The 16,748-nt window shown below is 72.3% G+C and carries 13 protein-coding genes and 1 riboswitch; of the genes, 8 read left to right on the top strand and 5 right to left on the bottom strand.

Annotated elements, in window-relative coordinates; genetic code table 11:
* Nucleotides 1-175 precede the first annotated feature (175 nt).
* Nucleotides 176-3,055 carry a BTAD domain-containing putative transcriptional regulator gene (locus G9Q41_RS14775; RefSeq protein WP_165632821.1) on the top strand — a complete coding sequence of 960 codons (2,880 nt, stop codon included), beginning with the start codon at nucleotides 176-178 and terminating at the stop codon, nucleotides 3,053-3,055.
* Between the two features lie 469 nt (nucleotides 3,056-3,524).
* Here the strand turns inward: G9Q41_RS14775 and G9Q41_RS14770 are convergent, their stop codons facing one another.
* Nucleotides 3,525-4,376 carry an SGNH/GDSL hydrolase family protein gene (locus G9Q41_RS14770; protein WP_207631067.1) on the bottom strand — a complete coding sequence of 284 codons (852 nt, stop codon included), beginning with the start codon at nucleotides 4,374-4,376 and terminating at the stop codon, nucleotides 3,525-3,527.
* Between the two features lie 818 nt (nucleotides 4,377-5,194).
* On the opposite strand from G9Q41_RS14770, the gene G9Q41_RS14765 reads away from it, so the two are divergent.
* The 3 genes from G9Q41_RS14765 to G9Q41_RS14755 all read left to right on the top strand — a co-directional run bounded on the left by G9Q41_RS14765 (nucleotide 5,195) and on the right by G9Q41_RS14755 (nucleotide 8,559).
* A complete protein-coding gene (locus tag G9Q41_RS14765) occupies nucleotides 5,195-6,949 on the top strand; it encodes a hypothetical protein (protein WP_139186561.1) in 1,755 nt (584 codons plus the stop codon).
* Nucleotides 6,950-7,071: 122 nt separating this feature from the next.
* The gene (locus G9Q41_RS14760) at nucleotides 7,072-7,809 is read left to right on the top strand and encodes an ESX secretion-associated protein EspG (protein WP_092524490.1); all 738 of its coding nucleotides are present in this window, start codon (nucleotides 7,072-7,074) and stop codon (nucleotides 7,807-7,809) included.
* Between the two features lie 138 nt (nucleotides 7,810-7,947).
* The gene (locus G9Q41_RS14755; RefSeq protein WP_165632965.1) at nucleotides 7,948-8,559 is read left to right on the top strand and encodes a DUF3159 domain-containing protein; all 612 of its coding nucleotides are present in this window, start codon (nucleotides 7,948-7,950) and stop codon (nucleotides 8,557-8,559) included.
* A gap of 26 nt (nucleotides 8,560-8,585) precedes the next feature.
* Here the strand turns inward: G9Q41_RS14755 and G9Q41_RS14750 are convergent, their stop codons facing one another.
* Together G9Q41_RS14750 and G9Q41_RS14745 are read right to left on the bottom strand one after the other, a co-directional pair.
* Complete coding sequence (locus tag G9Q41_RS14750; protein ID WP_092524486.1) at nucleotides 8,586-9,635, bottom strand: BadF/BadG/BcrA/BcrD ATPase family protein; 1,050 nt, start codon at nucleotides 9,633-9,635, stop codon at nucleotides 8,586-8,588.
* Between the two features lie 228 nt (nucleotides 9,636-9,863).
* Nucleotides 9,864-10,934 (bottom strand): SIS domain-containing protein, encoded by a 1,071-nt coding sequence (locus G9Q41_RS14745; RefSeq protein ID WP_165632822.1) that lies wholly within the window; start codon nucleotides 10,932-10,934, stop codon nucleotides 9,864-9,866.
* Between the two features lie 232 nt (nucleotides 10,935-11,166).
* On the opposite strand from G9Q41_RS14745, the gene G9Q41_RS14740 reads away from it, so the two are divergent.
* Nucleotides 11,167-11,925 carry a GntR family transcriptional regulator gene (locus G9Q41_RS14740; protein WP_092524482.1) on the top strand — a complete coding sequence of 253 codons (759 nt, stop codon included), beginning with the start codon at nucleotides 11,167-11,169 and terminating at the stop codon, nucleotides 11,923-11,925.
* Here the strand turns inward: G9Q41_RS14740 and G9Q41_RS14735 are convergent.
* Complete coding sequence (locus G9Q41_RS14735; RefSeq protein WP_092524480.1) at nucleotides 11,906-12,886, bottom strand: threonine/serine dehydratase; 981 nt, start codon at nucleotides 12,884-12,886, stop codon at nucleotides 11,906-11,908. The genes G9Q41_RS14740 and G9Q41_RS14735 overlap by 20 nt on opposite strands.
* 382 nt (nucleotides 12,887-13,268) lie before the next feature.
* Between G9Q41_RS14735 and G9Q41_RS14730 the strand changes: the two genes are divergently transcribed.
* The gene (locus G9Q41_RS14730; RefSeq protein ID WP_092524478.1) at nucleotides 13,269-14,417 is read left to right on the top strand and encodes a S1 family peptidase; all 1,149 of its coding nucleotides are present in this window, start codon (nucleotides 13,269-13,271) and stop codon (nucleotides 14,415-14,417) included.
* 123 nt (nucleotides 14,418-14,540) lie between these two features.
* Here G9Q41_RS14730 and thiE read toward each other — a convergent pair whose 3' ends face one another.
* A complete protein-coding gene (gene thiE, locus G9Q41_RS14725) occupies nucleotides 14,541-15,215 on the bottom strand; it encodes a thiamine phosphate synthase (RefSeq protein ID WP_092524476.1) in 675 nt (224 codons plus the stop codon).
* 122 nt (nucleotides 15,216-15,337) lie between these two features.
* Nucleotides 15,338-15,444: riboswitch (TPP riboswitch) on the top strand.
* Between thiE and thiO the strand changes: the two genes are divergently transcribed.
* Together thiO and thiS are read left to right on the top strand one after the other, a co-directional pair.
* The gene (gene thiO, locus G9Q41_RS14720) at nucleotides 15,435-16,547 is read left to right on the top strand and encodes a glycine oxidase ThiO (RefSeq protein ID WP_092524474.1); all 1,113 of its coding nucleotides are present in this window, start codon (nucleotides 15,435-15,437) and stop codon (nucleotides 16,545-16,547) included. Its footprint overlaps the riboswitch before it by 10 nt.
* Nucleotides 16,547-16,747, top strand: coding sequence for a sulfur carrier protein ThiS (gene thiS / locus G9Q41_RS14715; RefSeq protein ID WP_092524473.1), 201 nt, complete (start codon nucleotides 16,547-16,549; stop codon nucleotides 16,745-16,747). Before thiO ends, thiS begins: the two co-directional genes overlap by 1 nt.
* Nucleotide 16,748: the final 1 nt, after the last annotated feature.

Below are 16,748 nucleotides of genomic sequence, written 5' to 3'. Positions count from 1 at the left end.
GTGTCGGCAAATTGTTCGTCCGTTGGGGTGAAGCAAAGTGAACTCGGACACGTTGGGTATGGCTTTCGGTTAACGTGGATCGGTTTCACCGGTGTTCATTCGATGAGGGGGTCTTTCGGTCGCGGCGGAGAAGTTGGAAAGAATGAGCGAACGTGGGATCGAACTTCGGGGGGTTATGCCACCGGAAGACAGCTCGCCCGCAGGGCCGGGCAGCGGCTACGAGTTCCGGCTGCTCGGGCCGCTGGAAGTCCTCCACGGCGGTGAGCGGCAGCCACTGGGGAACTCGGGCGTGCGCAGCGCACTGGCGTGCCTGCTGCTCGAGCCGAACCAGGTCGTGTCCATGGACCGATTGATTGACACCCTTTGGGGGGAGAAGCCGCCGCGCACGGCGCGGACGATCATCCACGGCTACATCTCCCGCTTGCGCAAGCTACTTACCCCCGAAGGGGGGACGTGCGGGGAGGAGAACCCCGAGATAGTCACCCGCTCGCCCGGGTACCTGCTGCGGATCGACAGCGAGCGCATCGACGCGCACCGGGCGCGCTCGCTGATCAACCGGGCGGGCAACATGGAACCCGCCGAGCGCTCCCGCGTGCTCGGGCAGGCGCTGACCCTGTGGCGCGGCCCGATCCTCGCCGACATCTCCTCCGGCAGGCTGCACCGCATGGTCGTCCCCAATCTGGACGAACTGCGGATGATGGCGCTCGAGGAGCGCATAGCGGCCGATCTGGAGCTGGGCAGGCATCGTCAGCTGGCGGTGGAACTGCCCGCTCTCGTCGAGCAGTACCCGCTGCGCGAGCGGCTGGCGGGACAGCTGATGCTCTCCTACTACCGTTCCGGGCAGCGCGCCCGGGCGCAGGACTGCTACCACTCCCTCCGCGAACGGCTCTCGGACGAGCTGGGCATCGATCCCGGCCCCGATCTGCGCTCGCTGTACGAGCGGATGCTGCGCGACGACGAGAGCCTGCTGACTCCGGTGCGGGTGGTGTCGGGCGAGGGAGGGGGGTCCGGAACCGGCGTCGTCACCCACCCCGCCGAGCTGCCGCCCCGCACGGCCGGCTTCGTCGGGCGGAAGACGGAACTGTCCGCATTGGACCGGATGCTGTCCGAGGAGGAGCAGGGATCGCCCGGAATGCTGGCCGCCGTCACCGGGACGGCGGGCGTCGGCAAGAGCGCCCTGGCCGTGACCTGGGCGCACCGCGTGGCGCACCGCTTCCCGGACGGGCAGCTCCACGCCTGTCTGCGCGGGTTCGACTCCGAGAGCCCCCCGCTGTCGCCGGGTGAGGCGCTGACCGGCTTCCTCAAGACACTCGGGATCGCCGACGACGTCATCCCGATCGACCTGCAGGAGCGCGCCGCGCTGTACCGGTCGCTGCTCGCGGACCGGCGCGTGCTGATACTGCTCGACGACGCGCGGGACGCCGATCAGATACGCCCGCTGCTTCCGAGCAGCACGGGCTCGCTCGTGCTGGTGACCAGCAGACGACGGCTCGACGGGCTGGTGGTGCGCAGCGGTGCGCGGACGCTGCCGCTGGAGACCCTGCCCACCTCCGCCGCCGTGGAGCTGCTGGACCGGGCGGGGGTTCCGGGCAGGTCGAGCTCCGAACCGCAGGCCGCGCGGGAGCTGGCCGAGCTGTGCGGCGGGCTGCCCCTGGCGCTGCGGATCGCCGCCGCGCGGTTGGCCGCCAACCCGGGGCGCGCGGTGCGGGAGCTCGTCGGTGAGCTCACCGACGAGCGCGAGCGGCTGACCGCCCTCGACATCGACGACGCGGACGCCAGCGTCCGCCGGGCCTTCGACATCTCCTACCGCAACCTGCACCCGAGCCAGGCCTGGACCTTCAGGCTGCTGGGCCTGATCCCGGGGCACACCTTCACCACGCACGCGGTGGCCGCCCTGTGCGGCACCGACCCGGAGACGGCGCGCCGGAGGCTGCGCGCGCTGACGCTGGCCCACCTGGTGAGCGAACCCAAGCAGGACCGCTTCGCCATGCACGACCTGCTGCGGGTCTACGCCCGCGAGCTCAGGGCCTCCGAGGACGGCGGGCAGGACGCGGAGACGACGAACACCGCGTTGCGCGGTCTGCTGGAGCACTACCTGGCCGCTTCCGACCACGCGCGAAGATTCCTGCGGCCGCCGCGGGACGAACTGGACTTCTCGGGCTGGAAGTGGGCCGTTCCGGCCATATCCGGGCGTGAACAGGCGTTGGAGTGGTTCGACGCGGAGTGGTCGAACCTGGTCGCGGCCATCGACACGGCGGCCGACGCGGGCTGGAACAGCGTCGTCTGGCAGCTCGTGCGGTTGCAGTTCAACTACCTGATGGTGCGCTGCCCCTGGGAGGACTGGGTGCGGATCTACTCCGGGGGGCTGGAGGCCGCGCGCCGCGCCGACGAGTCCAGCGGCAGGGTGCTGATGCTGGCAGGGCTCGGGGTGGTGTACTCCCGCTCGGGCGCTCCGGAGGAGGCGCTGAAGTACTACGCCGAGTCCTACCACCTGGCCGACTCCCTGCCCGATCCGCGGAAACTGGCGATGACCCAGGTCAACATGGGCAGCGCGCTGTTCCGCCTCGGCCGCTACCCGGACGCCAGGCGGCACTGCGAGGAGGCGCTGCGCACCTACCGGGAGCAGAAGGACCGCTACGGCGAGGCGGGGGCGCTGAACAACCTGGCCCAGGTGGAACAGGTGACCGGCAACCTCTCGGCGGCCTTCGGATACCTCCGAAAGGCGGAAAAGCGCTACCGCGAGACCGACGATCTCGAGATTCTGGCCATGGTGTTGAACAACTGTGGTGAAGTGAGTCTCGAACTGGACAGGATCGACAACGCGCGGCGCTACTACGGGGAGGCTCTGGACGTGGCACGGCAGTGCGGCTCCACGATGCGGCAGGCCGCCGCGTACATGGGGTTGGGCGACGTCGCCTCGTTGCGCGAGGGGCCGGCGGCGGCACGTCGTCGCTGGGACACGGCGCTGTCCATCTTCGAGGCGGGCGGTTCTCCTCGGGCGGCGGAGTCGCGGGCCAGGATCGAGCGGCTCGAGTCCGAGCGGGGCGAGACGTGAGGTCGTGCCGGTGCGCGGGCGCGCCCCGGCAGGGGAGTTCGAAGCCCGCGCGGGCCGGGCGAGCACCCGCTCGGTCGGCACGGTTGCGGGAGGAGCGGCGGAACCGGTCTCATCCACGCCAACCCCCGAGCGGACCGCCCCGCGCAGTCGATTAGCCAACGTTTAGCGCGTGCTTAGCCACCCCTGCCAATGTGTGGATCGTGCGGTTCGAGTCGTGGCAGTGCAGCAGGGCTGGAACCGCGCAACGGCAGCTCAGCGGGGGGAGTGAGTTGACCGGCACATGCGGCGTGCGGGTGTGGCCCTTCGGTCACACACTGCTGCCGAAGGGGTCAGGTTATTTCGGCCGTCACGTGGCCGGAAGGACGTGGGGGTGAGTGCGGGCTCCGTGTCCTGGGGGGATTCGATACAGGCACGGAGTCCGCGCTCGTGTCGGGGCGCGTTGCCGACGGGCAACGGCGCCCCGATCGATTCACGGGCACGGAACTCGCGACGAGGTGTCGAGCGGCCGCGGCTCCGGACGCTTCGGTTTCCTGCCGTCCCCGGAGGAGGTGCCGCGGATCCGGCGCCCGATCCACGGGGCGAGGTGCTGCTTGACCCAGTGCAGGTCGTCGCCGCGGCGGGCCGTCCACGGGCGGGTTCGTTCCGGCGGCCACGGTGCGCGCCAGTCCTGCCCCGGGGCGAGACCGAGGGCTTCGGCGGCGTGCAGGGCGACGCGGCGGTGTCCCTCCGTCGACAGGTGCAGGCGGTCCTCGCTCCAGGCGCGCTGGTCGTGCAGCACCCGCATCGACCAGAGGTCGACGACGTAGCACCCGTGGCGCTGCGCGATCGCCCAGAGGTGTGAGTTGTAGGTTCCGACCTTGCCGCGCACCAGCCGCATCACCGGGTTCCGCCGCGTGTCGAAACCGGTACCGATCAGCACGTCGGCCCCGGTGGCCCTGATCCGGGTCACGGCGTCGTCGAACCGCTGGGCCAGTTCGTCCGGGTCGGTGAACGGGCGGATTATGTCGTTGCCTCCTGCGGTGAAGGCGGCCAGATCAGGCCTCGTCCGCACCACGGCCGGGAGCTGCTCGGCGAGGATCTGATCCAGCAGCTTTCCGCGCACCGCGAGGTTGGCGTAGCGCAGCTCCGGGTTCTGCCCGGCCAGGACGCTCGCCAGTCGGTCGGCCCAGCCCCGGAAGGTGTCCTCTTCGGACGCCGGGTCGTTCAGGCCTTCGGTGAAGCTGTCGCCGAGGGCCACGAACGTGTTCCAGCGCCGCGCGGTGTTCGCGCTCCCCGAACTCCGCACGTCTTCCCCCGGTGATCGCTGCCGCTCGTAGCTCATCGCGACTGCCCTTCGTGTTCATGGTGTTTCCCGTTCTCGGCTGCCGCGGCTTCGCCGGGGCGGATTCCCCGCAGGTGCTCCGGTGCGGACGCCCGACGTCGAGCGGCGAGCTGCGCGTGGTCGGACCCCTTTTCCGCACGAGAGCACGCCGCGGGGGAGTCCGCGGCGGTGCCGGAGGACGGCTTGCCCGTTCCGGCGTCGCCGGAACCGGGGGATCACCCCGACCCAACCGTCGAGCCGACCGGAAAGCCCCGGTGACTCGTGTCTTCCGCTCGTGAAGCCGTGACCGAGCAACACATTGGACCCGTCCGGTTGACCTACGCCACCGTTGGTGCGTGCCGCGGTGATTAACGGCACGTTCTCCCCGCGGAGATCCTCACTCTTCCGAAGGACCGGATATATCGGTTTGAACACGTGATTTCGTATGGTTGAACCGGGCGTGCCCGCGTCGGGAAAAGATCGGTGGAAAAGCCACGCGCACGCGTGCGCGGGCTGCTACCGTTCCGCGGGGGTAACGAGACGATCAAGGGGATGTCGACGATCGGGAGTGGCCGAGCAGTGCCGCATCGATCACCTGGATGGGGAACGCGAAGCATGTTCGCTGACGTCGGATCGGGTGTGTCTGCCGACAGCATCGAAGCTCTGGGGGAGTCGTGACGAGTCCACGGGACCCGGTGTCCGAAACGGCCGAGGGGCGAGAGGCGAGCCCGGGCTCTCCGCCGCGGCCGCAGCGCTCGGAACCACCTTCCGGTGGTGTGGGGACCGCCTCGCCGGTGTCCGGGCCCGCGGTCGGGCCGAGCGGCGGGAGCACTCCGGCGGTGGTCCGTCCGCAGAACGGGCGGCGCGCGGCGACGGCAGGACCTCCGACCCGTCCGACGACTCCGCGGGAGCGGGCGGACGGTGCCGGGCGCTCCGCACGCTTCGACTCGCGCGCCGAGTTCGCGGCCGCCGCGGCCCTGTCCGACCCGCTGGCGCTGTGCGATCGGCTGGAACGGTTACCGGCGCGCTTCGAGTACGAGATGGCCCGCCAGTTCACCGGAAAGCAGCCCGAGCAGCAGTCCGGACAGCAAGCCGGGCAGCGCCCCGAGAGCACGGGAACCGCGACGATCTCCGGGGAGCTGGCCGCGGCGCGAGCTCCGGGGGGAGCCCCGGAGGAACTTCCGGCGGACCGCACCTCGGGCTCCCGGTCGCGGACCGGGCAGGACGGGCGGGATCCCCGGGCCGCCGCGTCCGTCCACAGTGCTGCGCCGGCCCACTCCGCTGCTCCGGAAGCCTCCTGGACGCCGGGTGGTGGTCCGGGGGAGGCCCCCTTGTCCGCGAGTTCCCCGCAGGCCCCGTCGCCGAGCGAGGTGACCGGATGGATCGGCCCGCCGGCCGTTCCCGCGGACTCCGAGCAGCCGCGGGAGCGGCGGGAGGCGGAGAGCTCCCGACCGCGGGCGGAGCTGGCGGGATCGCTGCTGGACGAGGGGGAGCGGTTCCCGGAGGAGGACGCTGCCGGAGTCCCCGCGGCGACCGCTCCGGAGGAGGACGAGACCCCGACCGGACCGATCGGAACGAGCGAGGAGCTGCTCGGGCCGGAGGAGGGGGCGCACGCGGCTCCAGCGGCCCCCGCGGAGCCACCCGCCGGGGGAGCCGCGCCGCGGAGTCACCCGCAGGATCCGCCGAGCCCGGCGCGGGGAACGCCCGCACGAGCACAGGAGCCCGGTTTTCCTCCCGGATCGGGCGTTTCCGGTCCCGTGGTGGCCCGGACTCCACAGCAGGACCCCGGGGACGCTGCCGGGCAGTCCCACCCGGCTCCACCGGCGCAGGGGCCCCCGGCGGGTCAGGGGGTGCCTGGCGGCCCCTGGACGCCGCGGGGAACTCCGGTACCCGGGGGACGGCAAGCTCCCCCGGCGGCTCCGGCGCCGCAGGAACCGCAGCCACCACGGGGCCCGCAGGTTCACCCCGCCCCGCAGTCCCCGCCTCCCGGCGGGCAGCCTCCGGCGCCGCCCCGACCGGTGACCGGTCCGAACCCGATGCCGCCCGCCCCGGCGGTTCCCGGGCCGCAGTCCGGAACTCCGACCGGTCCGCCGAGCGGCCCCGTGCGGGTTCCGCAGGACGGGCGAGCATCCCCGCGCCAGGAGGGCGCGGCTCCCGCTCCCGCCGAGTCCGCGCCAGCCGCGGGGCCTCCTCCCGGTGGGCAGGCCTCCACGCCGGATCAGCCTCCGGCCGATCCGGGCGCGGCCGATCCGGGTGCGGTGCAGCAGTCCCGTCCCGCAGTGCAGCCCCCGAAGTACGAACCCAGGCCGGACGGGGGATTCGGCCCCATGGGCTCGGGCGGCTGGGCCGGAGGCGGGCCGAGCCCGCGCTACGCCCCGAGGAACAGGGGACAGCAGGACGCGGACCAGGAGGACCAGGAGAGCTCGCGGGGCAACGAGTGGCGCAGCGGCCAGGGGGTCGACCCCGACGACGCCGACGATCAGCCGCAGTTCCTGATGCACGCCGACGACCCCGGAGGGGCTGACTTCGGAGGGGACAGGCTGGTCGCTCCGCCGGTGATCGGCGAGGGGCCCGCGGGCTACGGAGGGTTCTGACCGACCGAGGTGCTCGGTCCCGCGGGGCGAATCGGGTCCGCCGGGCCGGGTGCCCGGGGCCGTCGAGCTCCCAGCCGATGTGAACAGCCGTCGATCCCGCCAGCCGTCCCGAGAGGCCCCACATGGTCGAAACCATCACGCTCTCCCTGTCCGCCGTCGACGTGCTCGGAGCGCATCTGAAGCTGGACGTGCGCCGGTACCCCTTCGAGATCCCGCCGCCGGGGGAGACCCGGCGGGAACGGGACGAGCTGGCCCGGCAGGTCTGGGGCGAACTCGAGTCGGCGGGGTTGGCGGTCGCGGGCAACCCCGAGCCCGAGGTCGCCGACGCGCTGTACCTGATGTGCAGTTCCGAGGTCTCCATCGCAGCAGCGGGCCTGCTGGACGTCCGCAACGGGCAGCGACTGGCCGCGCGTGCGGTCTCCACGGGCGAGGTGGGGCTGCTCGGAGTGATCACGCCGCGGGGGCTGCAGCTGGATTTCATGGACCCGGGAGCGCTTCCCGAGGTGTGCGCCGGGCTGCTTCCGCAGGCGCCGCCCGGCAGGGGGAAGCCGGTGCGGGTCCCGGTCGAGCTGCTCCGGGCGCGCGGCGCGGAGGAGGGCCGGCGCGCGGAGCCCACGGAGCCGGAGCTGCTGGCGCGGGCGCACAAGTACCGCCTCGGGCACTTCGTGGTCTCCGGAACGGACGAGCGCGGCGGTCGGCTGCGCACGCCCGGGTTGATGTGGTTCGACACCGACCAGGGGCGGTACCTGATGCGCCACGGGGAGCCGTCCGAGGGCGAGGTGCTCGACTGCACTCCGCTGGATCACCGTGGGTTGACAGCTCAACTGGCGAACTCACTCTCCCGAGTGAGGGGGATTTGATGCGGAAGAGTGAGTCAGTGTAGGACAGCGCACGCTGAATGACGGGTGCGTCCCACGGGGCGGGGAAGGCAGGCTTAAACCGTGAGCCGCGACAGTGCCGTTACCGAGACCGAGGACTCCGCCGGACGCGACTCGTTGATGCGGCTGCTCGGCGGTGGTGCCAGTGCTGTCGACGCCAGCGTTCCCCCGGTCGCCTTCGGGCTGGTCTGGGTGTTCAGCGAGCGGTCGATCGTGGCCTCCGGGATCACCGCTGTGGCCGTGGGCGCGCTCATCGGTGTGTGGCGGTTGACCAGAGGGGCCCGCCCGCTGGCCGTGCTGCTCAGCCTGCTGGCCGTGCTCGTGGGTGCGCTGATCGCGCTGCGCACCGGGCAGGCGGCCGACTTCTACCTGATCAGGGTGGCTTCGAACGCGGTGAGCGGCTTGGCGTGGATGGTCAGCATCGCGGTGCGCTGGCCCCTGCTCGGTCTGGTGGTGGGCACCCTGCTCGGCCAGCGGACGCGGTGGCGGCGCGATCCCGAGCTGCTGCGCGCCTACGGCAGGGCCAGCTGGGTGTGGGTCGGGCAGTACCTCACCAGGCTGGCCGTGTTCATCCCGCTGTGGGCGGCCAACGCCGTGGTGGCGCTCAGCGTCGCCCAGGTGGTGCTGACCTGGCCGCTGGTGGTGCTCTGCGTGGTCACGAGCTGGTGGGTGCTGCGGCGCGCGCTGCCCGCGGACCATCCGGGCATCCGACACGCGCGCACGACGCGCTGAGTCCGCCTGCCGCACCCGGAGGATGATCAGCCCTCTTCCGGTGAGCCGCTGCCCGGTGAGCCGCTGCCCGGGGGATCGTTCGCGCCCCCGAGCCATGCGGCGTGCAGCTCGCGGGCGTGCGCCTCGCCGGTCAGTTCCCTGGCGGCCAACCAGGCGGCCCCCAGGGAACCGGAGCGGGCCGTGGACAGACGGTGCGCACCGCCTTCGGCGAGCTCGTTCCGCACGGAGGAGACCAGCGGACCTCGTCCGGTGAGCAGGCTCCCGGCGAGCACGACCGGGGAGTCGTCCCGGTCGGTCCGCACGGACAGCGCCGCGGAAGCCAGCATCCGCGCGGCGCGGTTGACGATGTCGGTGGCCTTGCCGCCGCTCTCGGCGGCCGTGGTGGTCACCAGCGGGGCCAGTTCGGCCAGCCGTATCGGTGCGCGCTCCCCGACGGCGGAGATGATCCTGCGGCACACCAGCGGGCCCGGTTGCTCGGGCGCGGGATCGTCCAGGAGTTCGGCGAGCACGGCGGCGACGAGCGGGTCGTGCCCGCCCTCGCCGCTGTCCAGGGAGCGCAGCGTCGCGGTGACCGCCTCGCGGCCGAGCCAGAACGCGGATCCCTCGTCGCCGAGCAGCCAGCCGTACCCGCCCACGGTTCGCTCCAGTTCGTGGTCGGCTATCCGGGCGACGACGGAGCCGGTGCCCGCGATCAGCGCAGTGCCGTGCGGCTCGGGCGTGCCCGCGGCGAACGCGACCTCGCCGTCGGAGACGGCGCGCACCGCGCAGCGCAGTCCCAGGCAGGCCCACATCCGGTCGAAGAGCCCGGACACGGCGGGGTCGCTCATCCTGCTGATGCCGGCCATGCCCAGCGTGGCGGCACCGACCAGCGCGGGGTCCGCCCCGGCAAGTGCGGTGCGGGCGGCGCGGGCCACCTGCTCGGCGGCCCGCTCGGGAGGGTGGGAGTTGGGATTGCCGCCTCCGGCGTGCCCCTCGCCCAGCGTGCGGCCGTTGAGGTCGGCCACGACAGCGCGGCTGGAGGTCCCCCCGACGTCCAGGCCGAGGACCAGAGCGCGCTCACCGGTGGTTCTCGTCATCCCGCTCCTCCGCACCCCGTGCTCGTCCCTTGCGCCGATCGGCGTAGCCTGGCGGTGCCCGTCTCACCCCGCCCCCTCGGTGAGGCGGGCTCCAACGACTTCGGACAGCTCGGGTGAGTGCTCGGTTCCCGGCGATTTTCGCGGTCGAACCGGCGGTTGGCGCGGATCTTCCCCGGCGTGGCAGGTACCGGCCCATCCGAGCGAGTCCGCTGGGCAGGCTCGCCACCATCACCGGGTGCGGGTCACCTTGCTCAAGCCGCGCGGCCGGTCCGGGTCCTCGCCCCGCTCGAGCGCGAGCGTGAGCGCGAGCCGCTGGACGGGCAGCACTTCGAGCACGGGGGCCACCTCCTCTGCGGATTCCGGCAGGTCGACGGCGTGCGCTCCGGGCAGCGTGCTCGCGGCCGAGCCGATCGCGCAGATCTCGGCCCCGCGTTCGTGCACCGTCGCCAGCACCTCCCTCATGGCTGCGCCGCCCTTGCCCGAGCTGCACAGCGCCAGCACGGCGGTTTCGGCGTCGACGGCGGCCACGGGGCCGTGCAGCAGGTCGGCCCCGCTGTACGCCCTGGCCGAGAGGTAGCTGGTCTCGGCGAGTTTGAGCGCCGCTTCGGAGGCGGTGGCCGAGGAGTAACCGCGTCCCGTGGTCAGCACGCGGTCGGCGAACCTGTAGCGCCGCGCCGCCTCGTCCACCTCCTCTGCGGGGGCCAGCGCGCGGTCGGCCAGCTCGGGCAGCCGCGCGGCGTGCTCGGCGGAACCGCCGCGGATCGCGTCGATCAGCAGGTACAGCGTGAGCAGGGTCGCGCTGTAGGTCTTGGTGGCCGCCACCGCCTGCTCGGTCCCGGCGCCGATGTCGACCGACATCTCCGCGGCCGTGTTCAGCGCCGATCCGGGGCTGTTGGTCACGGCCACGGTGGTGGCGCCGTTCCGGCGCGCCGTTTCGGTCACCTCGAGCAGGTCGGGCGAGCCGCCGCTCTGACTGACCGAGATCAGCAGCACGTCCGTCAGGTCCGGTTGCGCTCCGTAGAGCGTGGTGCTCGACGGGGAGACCAGCCCGACCGGCAGCTGCAGCAGCACCTCGACCAGGTACTTGGCGTAGATCGCCGCGTGGTCGCTGGAGCCGCGCGCGGCGAGCAGGGCGAAGCGCGGTCGGCGTTCCACGATGCGCCGGGCGACCTCGGTCAGCGCGGAGCGGTCGGTGAGCAGGCTCTCGAACACCGCCGGTTGCTCGGCGATCTCGGCGCTCATGTGTCGGCCGGGGGACTGGGACTGCTCGCCGGCACCGGCTCCGGGGTCCTCGGTCATGTCGTGGTCCGTCCTTAACCGTGCGAGAATTCGGTCTAGACCAATACTACCGGTGTCTCCTGAAGGCCGACAGCCCTGCGCCGCTCCCGTGGCGCTTCCCACTCCTCCGGGATCCGCGGGGTGTCGTCGAGGCGGTGGTCGTCCCGGGGCCGCCCGCCGCGACCCGTGGCTCCGGCATGCTGGAATCGGTAATACTGATCGCCCCGTTCAAGGCGCGGCGGTAGGAGGAAGAATGCTCGAAGCGTCGGTGCCCGGCGGGGCCGACACGCCGACCAAGAACCAGCGCGAGCCCAAGTACTGGGGGCTGAAGCAGCACCTGCTGGACATGCTGCGCTCCATGCCCGCGGGTTCGTCCATCCCCACGGAACGGGCGCTGGCGGCTGAGTTCGACGTGTCCCGCACCACGGTGCGACAGGCCCTGGCAGAGCTGACCGTCGAAGGACGTCTGCTGCGCGTCCAGGGCAAGGGGACGTTCGCCGCGCAGCCGAAGGTGGCCCAGCGCCTGCAGCTGAGCAGCTACACGGAGGACATGCGCGCCCAGGGGCGCCAGCCCGACTCCAGGTTGCTCGAGATGAGCGAGGAGTCGGCCGAGCGCGAGCTGGCCCACCTGCTCGACGTGCCCTCCGGCAGCCCGGTGCTGCGGATGCGCAGGCTGCGGCTCGCCGACGAGGAGGCGATGGCCATCGAGACGACCCACCTGCCGTTGAGCCGCTTCAAGGGGTTGACCAGGCTCATCGAGGAGGGCGGGTCCCTGTACCAGGTGCTGCGCCAGGAGTACGGGATCTCGTTCGCCAGCGCCGAGGAGACGATCGAGACCGCGCTGGCCAGCCCGGAGGAGGCCGAGCTGCTCGGGGCCGACGTCGGGCTGCCGATGCTGCTGCTGTCCAGGCACTCCTTCCACCAGGACGGCACCCCGGTCGAGTGGGTGCGCTCGATCTACCGCGGGGACCGCTACAAGTTCGTCGCCAGCCTCAACCCGCCAGCGAGCTGATCAGCCGCTCGGAGTCGATGTTGCCGCCGCTGACCACGGCGACGGTCGTGCCGGTGGGCAACTCCGCGGAGCGGTGCCGGTGCGCGGCCGTGGTCACGGCTCCGCTCGGTTCCGCCACCAGCCCGCACGTCGTCGCGAGGTGGCCGACCGCCTCGCCGATCTCCTCCTCGGTGACCGTGACCACGTCGTCGACGAACGTTCTGATGTGCTCGAAGGTGAGCTCGGAGGGCTGGGCCGTCAGGCCGTCCGCTCGGGTCCTGGTGCGTTCCGCGACCGGCCAGTCCACCCGGTGGCCCGCGCGGAGGCCCTCGCGGGTGTCGGCGGCCAGCAGCGGTTCGACGCCGATGAGCCGAATCCGCGCGTCGGCCCCGGCCAGGGCCGCGCCCACCCCGGAGATCAACCCGCCGCCGCTGATCGGGACGAGCACGGTGGCCGCGGGCACCTCGCGGCTCCGCAGGTCCTCGGCTATCTCCAGCCCCACCGTGGCCTGACCCGCGATCACCGCCGGCGAGTCGAACGGGGGGATCAGGGTGGCACCGGTCTCCGCGGCGATCCGCTCGGCGCGCGCTTCCCGCTCGGCCACCTCGACCAGGACGACCTCGGCGCCGAGCGCGCGCGCCGCGGCCACCTTCGTCTCCGGGGCGGTGCGCGGGACCACCACTGTGGTGGGGATGTCGAAGGCCCTGCCCGCGTAGGCCACTGCGCGCGCGTGGTTGCCGCTGGAGTAGGCCACGATCCCCCTGGAGCGCGTCCGCTCGTCCAGGGTGGCCGTGGCGTGCAGGGCGCCCCTGATCTTGAAGGCGCCGATCGGCTGCAGGCTTTCCGGTTTGAGCAGCAGCGGGCGGTCCCGCTCGCTCTCCGGAACGGGAAGCAGCGGGGTGCGCACCGGCCCGGCGGTTCCGAGCTGCCTGGTCAGCGTTTCCCGTGCGGCCAGCGCATCGGCGTGGGTGATCAGCTGCATGTCGGAATCCTCGCCGACCGTCGCTAGCGGGACTCCGCGGGGTCGGACTCCTGCCCGCGGAGTGACCCGCGTAGTGGGTGTTCTCACGTCGCCGCGCCTCGCGCGGTGAGTTTTCCCGCTTCGTGGGAGAACGCGGAATTCGGGAGGCGCCTGATCTCGGGGCGAATTGGACATTTCTCCCCGCCGTACGAGTGACGATGCATTGAGCGGAGGAGCGGTGAATGCGCAAAGTGGCCGAATTGCTACTTAGAGAGTTATTTGTGAGTTATAGTCCCGCGATCGGGTAAAAATCTGCTACTTTGCGTGTCGAGCTGGCTAGGTGGGCATTCGACGGAACTCGCCGCCGGTTGGAAACTTGCCCCAGTCCAGGGAGGCCACGTTCATGAAGCTCCGGCTCGCCGGTCGCCTCGCGGGCACGATGCTCCTCGCGACAGCCACTGCCGCGCTGACAGCCGCCCCGGTGGGTGCGGCCCCCGAGCAGGCTTCGCCCCCCGACCGGACTTCCGCGGTCGACCAGCAGGCCCGCGCGGGCACGTTGCTCGAAGCCATGCAGCGCGACCTCGGACTCACGCTCGCGCAGTCCCGCCAACGACTGCGGCAGGAGTCCATCGCCGAACAGGTGCAGCGGACCGTGCGCGGAAGCCTGGGCGCCGCCTACGGCGGCTCCTACTACGACTCGACCGCGGGAGAACTCGTGGTCGGCGTGACCGACCGGGCGAAACTCGACGAGGCCCGCTCCGCCGGAGCACGAGCCGAGCTGGTCGAGCACAGCTCCGCCGAACTCGACGGCATCGCAGGCCGGCTCGCCGGGCTGCTGCCCGAAGCGCCCCCCTCGGTCACCGGCTACTACGTCGATCCGGCGGACAACTCGGTGGTGCTCACCACCGATCGGGGCGACACCGGAGCGGCCGAGAACTTCCTCCGCACCTCGGGCGTGGAGGCGAACGCCGTCCAAGTGGAGACCGAGCGCAGCCCGCGGCTCTACAACGACATCGTCGGCGGCAACCCGTACTACGTCAACGACAGGGCACGCTGCTCGGTCGGATTCGCGGTGCAGGGCGGATTCATCAGCGCGGGCCACTGCGCGAAGGAAGGCGACAGCACCAGCAGTCCCCGGGGCACGGCCGTGGGGTCCTCCTTCCCGGAGAACGACTACTCCTACATCGCCAGCACCGAGCGGGGCAGGCCCGCGGTCAACGACTACGGCGGCGGAACCGTCTCCGTGGCGGGCTCGACCGAGGCCCCGGTCGGCTCCTCGGTGTGCCGCTCCGGCTCCACCACCGGCTGGCACTGCGGCACGATCGTGAGCAAGAACCAGGCGGTGCGCTACGACCAGGGCACGGTCCACGGGCTCACCCGCACCGACGTCTGCGCCGAACCCGGGGACTCCGGCGGGGCCTTCGTCTCCGGAGACCAGGCCCAGGGCGTGACCTCGGGCGGCTGGGGCAACTGCACCGACGGCGGAACCACCTTCTTCCAGCCGGTGAACGAGGCGCTCGACAACTACGGAGTGCAACTCCTCACCGAGTGATGGAGGGTCGGCGGGGCCGGTTGCTCGGGCTCGTAAGCGCTTGCGTTGGGGTGACCCCCTGACCGGGAGTTCCTGTTCGGGGCTCGGCGGTGACGGCCGGATCGGGGGGTCGACCGGGGCGGATCAGCCGACCAGGCGGGAACGAAGTTCGCTCGCCGCGGCGCGCGGGTCGGAGGCCTCGGTGATGGCGCGAACCACCACGGCGCGCTCGGCCCCCGCCGCCAGCACCTCGTCCAGGTTCTCGTGCCCGATGCCGCCGATGGCGAACCACGGCCGCCCGTGGCCGTGGTGCTCGGCGGTGTGCCGCACCAGCTCCAGCCCGGCGGCCTGCCTGCCCGGCTTGGTGGGGGTGCTCCAGACCGGTCCGGTGCAGAAGTAGTCCACCCCCCGCTCGGTCGCGGCCGAGTCCGCCTGCACCACGTCGTGCGTGGAACGCCCGACGATCATCTGGTCGCCCACGATGCGGCGCGCCGCGCTCACCGGAAGGTCGTCCTGCCCCAGGTGCAGCACGTCGGCATCGACCGCCAGCGCGATGTCGGCCCTGTCGTTGACCGCCAGCAGCGCGTCGTGCCGCACGCAGGAGTCGGCCAGCACCTCCAGCGCGGCGAGCTCCTCCCGGGCCTCCAGCGGAGCCCCGGACGCGTCCTTGTCGCGCAGCTGGATGATGTCCACCCCACCGGACAGCGCGGCGTCGACGAACTCGGCGAGGTCCCCGCGTTCGCGGCGCGCGTCGGTGCACAGGTACAGCCGCGCCTGTTCGAGGCGGGCACGCATTCCGTAGCCGTCCATTCCGGGCATGCCCTCAGGGTAGGCCACGTGCGGCCCGGCGGGGAGCCGTGGAAACCGCAAATCCGGCCGTGTCGGACGAGGACTCCGGCGACCCTCGGCTGACGCGAAGCCGAACGTCGCCTAGTCTGGCGGTGGGTAGGCGCGGGAGTCCGGCCGAACGGACTGAGAGGGGGCTGAAGCCCCGACCGTCGAACCTGATCCGGATCATGCCGGCGCAGGGAGCGAGCATTGACGAACGGGCAACCGCAGGACGTCGCCCTGGTCGGCGGCGGAGTGATCGGACTCTCCTGCGCGTGGCGACTCGCCGCGCAGGGATTCCGAGTGCGACTGATCGACCCGGCCCCGGCCTCGGGGGCCTCCCACGTGGCGGGCGGAATGCTCGCCCCCATCGCCGAGGCCTGGCCCGGGGAGGAATCCCTGCTCGAACTGGGCGCGGCCTCGCTGCGCCGCTGGCCGGAGTTCGCCGCCGAGCTGTCCGCCGCCGCGGCGGGGCCCTCCGGGCTGAACGAGCACGGCACCCTCGTGGTCGCCGTGGACAACGCCGACCGCGAGCAGCTCGACGCGCTGGCCGAGCACCTGGACTCGCTCGGGCGGAAGGTGACCGGGCGGACGAGCCGCGAGCTGCGCGGGATCGAATCGACGCTGGGACCTTCCGTGCGTGCCGGGCTGGAGGTGCCCGGGGACCTGTCCGTGGACAACCGCACCGCGCTCGCCGCGCTGCGCCGGGCGGCCGAGGAAGCCGGGGTCGAGTTCCTCGCCCGCAGCGCCTCGCGGGTGCGCCCGGGGGCGGTCGAGCTGGACGGGGAGGTGCTGCACTGCGACGCCGCCGTGATCACGGCGGGGGTGCGCGCTCCCGAACTGCACCCGGAGCTGTCCGGGCTCGTCCGGCCGGTGAAGGGCGAGATCCTGCGGTTGCGGACCAGGCCGACCGCGCTGCCGCCCCCGCAGCACACGATCAGGGGGCCGGTGCACGGCAGGCAGATCTACCTGGTCCCGCGCACCGACGGGCTGGTGATCGGGGCCACCCAGTACGAGAGCGGCTTCGACGCGGAGGTGACCGTCGGGGGAGTCCGGGACCTCATCGGCGACGCCGAACGGCTGCTGCCCGGGATCGGCGAGTACGAGCTGGTCGAGGCGAACGCGGGACTGCGCCCGGCCCCCCCGGACAACCTGCCGCTGATCGGCTGGCTGGACACCGGGGTGCTCGTGGCCACCGGACACCACCGCAACGGTTTCCTGCAGGCTCCGCTGACGGCGGAGGCGGTCGGTGAGCTGCTGCGCGGACGACGAGCGCCGGCCGAGGTGGAGGCCGCCGACCCGGCGCGTTGGAAGGGGAACTGATGAACATCACGATCAACGGACAGCGGCACGAGGTCGCCGCGGACACGAGCGTGGCCGAGGCCCTGGAGAGCTACGGCGCTCCCGCGCGCGGGGTGGCCGTCGCGCTGGACGGTGCCGTCGTGCCGCGCGACTCCTGGCAACGAACGGCACTGCACGAGGACGCGACCGTGGAGATACTCACCGCGGTGCAAGGAGGCTGAC

Source organism: Actinopolyspora sp. BKK2, from assembly GCF_011291845.1.
Lineage (GTDB): Bacteria > Actinomycetota > Actinomycetes > Mycobacteriales > Pseudonocardiaceae > Actinopolyspora > Actinopolyspora saharensis.
Note: the sequence above shows the minus strand (reverse complement) of the source record. Positions and strands in the feature narration are given on the sequence as shown.

Coding starts and splice junctions, on each gene's coding strand:
- G9Q41_RS14735 (WP_092524480.1), bottom strand. CDS start 12,886: ATGCAGCTGATCACCCACGCCGATGCGCTGGCCGCACGGGAAACGCTG.
- G9Q41_RS14760 (WP_092524490.1), top strand. CDS start 7,072: ATGGTCGAAACCATCACGCTCTCCCTGTCCGCCGTCGACGTGCTCGGA.
- thiE (WP_092524476.1), bottom strand. CDS start 15,215: ATGCCCGGAATGGACGGCTACGGAATGCGTGCCCGCCTCGAACAGGCG.
- G9Q41_RS14775 (WP_165632821.1), top strand. CDS start 176: ATGCCACCGGAAGACAGCTCGCCCGCAGGGCCGGGCAGCGGCTACGAG.
- G9Q41_RS14745 (WP_165632822.1), bottom strand. CDS start 10,934: ATGACCGAGGACCCCGGAGCCGGTGCCGGCGAGCAGTCCCAGTCCCCC.
- G9Q41_RS14770 (WP_207631067.1), bottom strand. CDS start 4,376: ATGAGCTACGAGCGGCAGCGATCACCGGGGGAAGACGTGCGGAGTTCG.
- G9Q41_RS14740 (WP_092524482.1), top strand. CDS start 11,167: ATGCTCGAAGCGTCGGTGCCCGGCGGGGCCGACACGCCGACCAAGAAC.
- G9Q41_RS14755 (WP_165632965.1), top strand. CDS start 7,948: ATGCGGCTGCTCGGCGGTGGTGCCAGTGCTGTCGACGCCAGCGTTCCC.
- thiS (WP_092524473.1), top strand. CDS start 16,547: ATGAACATCACGATCAACGGACAGCGGCACGAGGTCGCCGCGGACACG.
- G9Q41_RS14750 (WP_092524486.1), bottom strand. CDS start 9,635: ATGACGAGAACCACCGGTGAGCGCGCTCTGGTCCTCGGCCTGGACGTC.
- G9Q41_RS14730 (WP_092524478.1), top strand. CDS start 13,269: ATGAAGCTCCGGCTCGCCGGTCGCCTCGCGGGCACGATGCTCCTCGCG.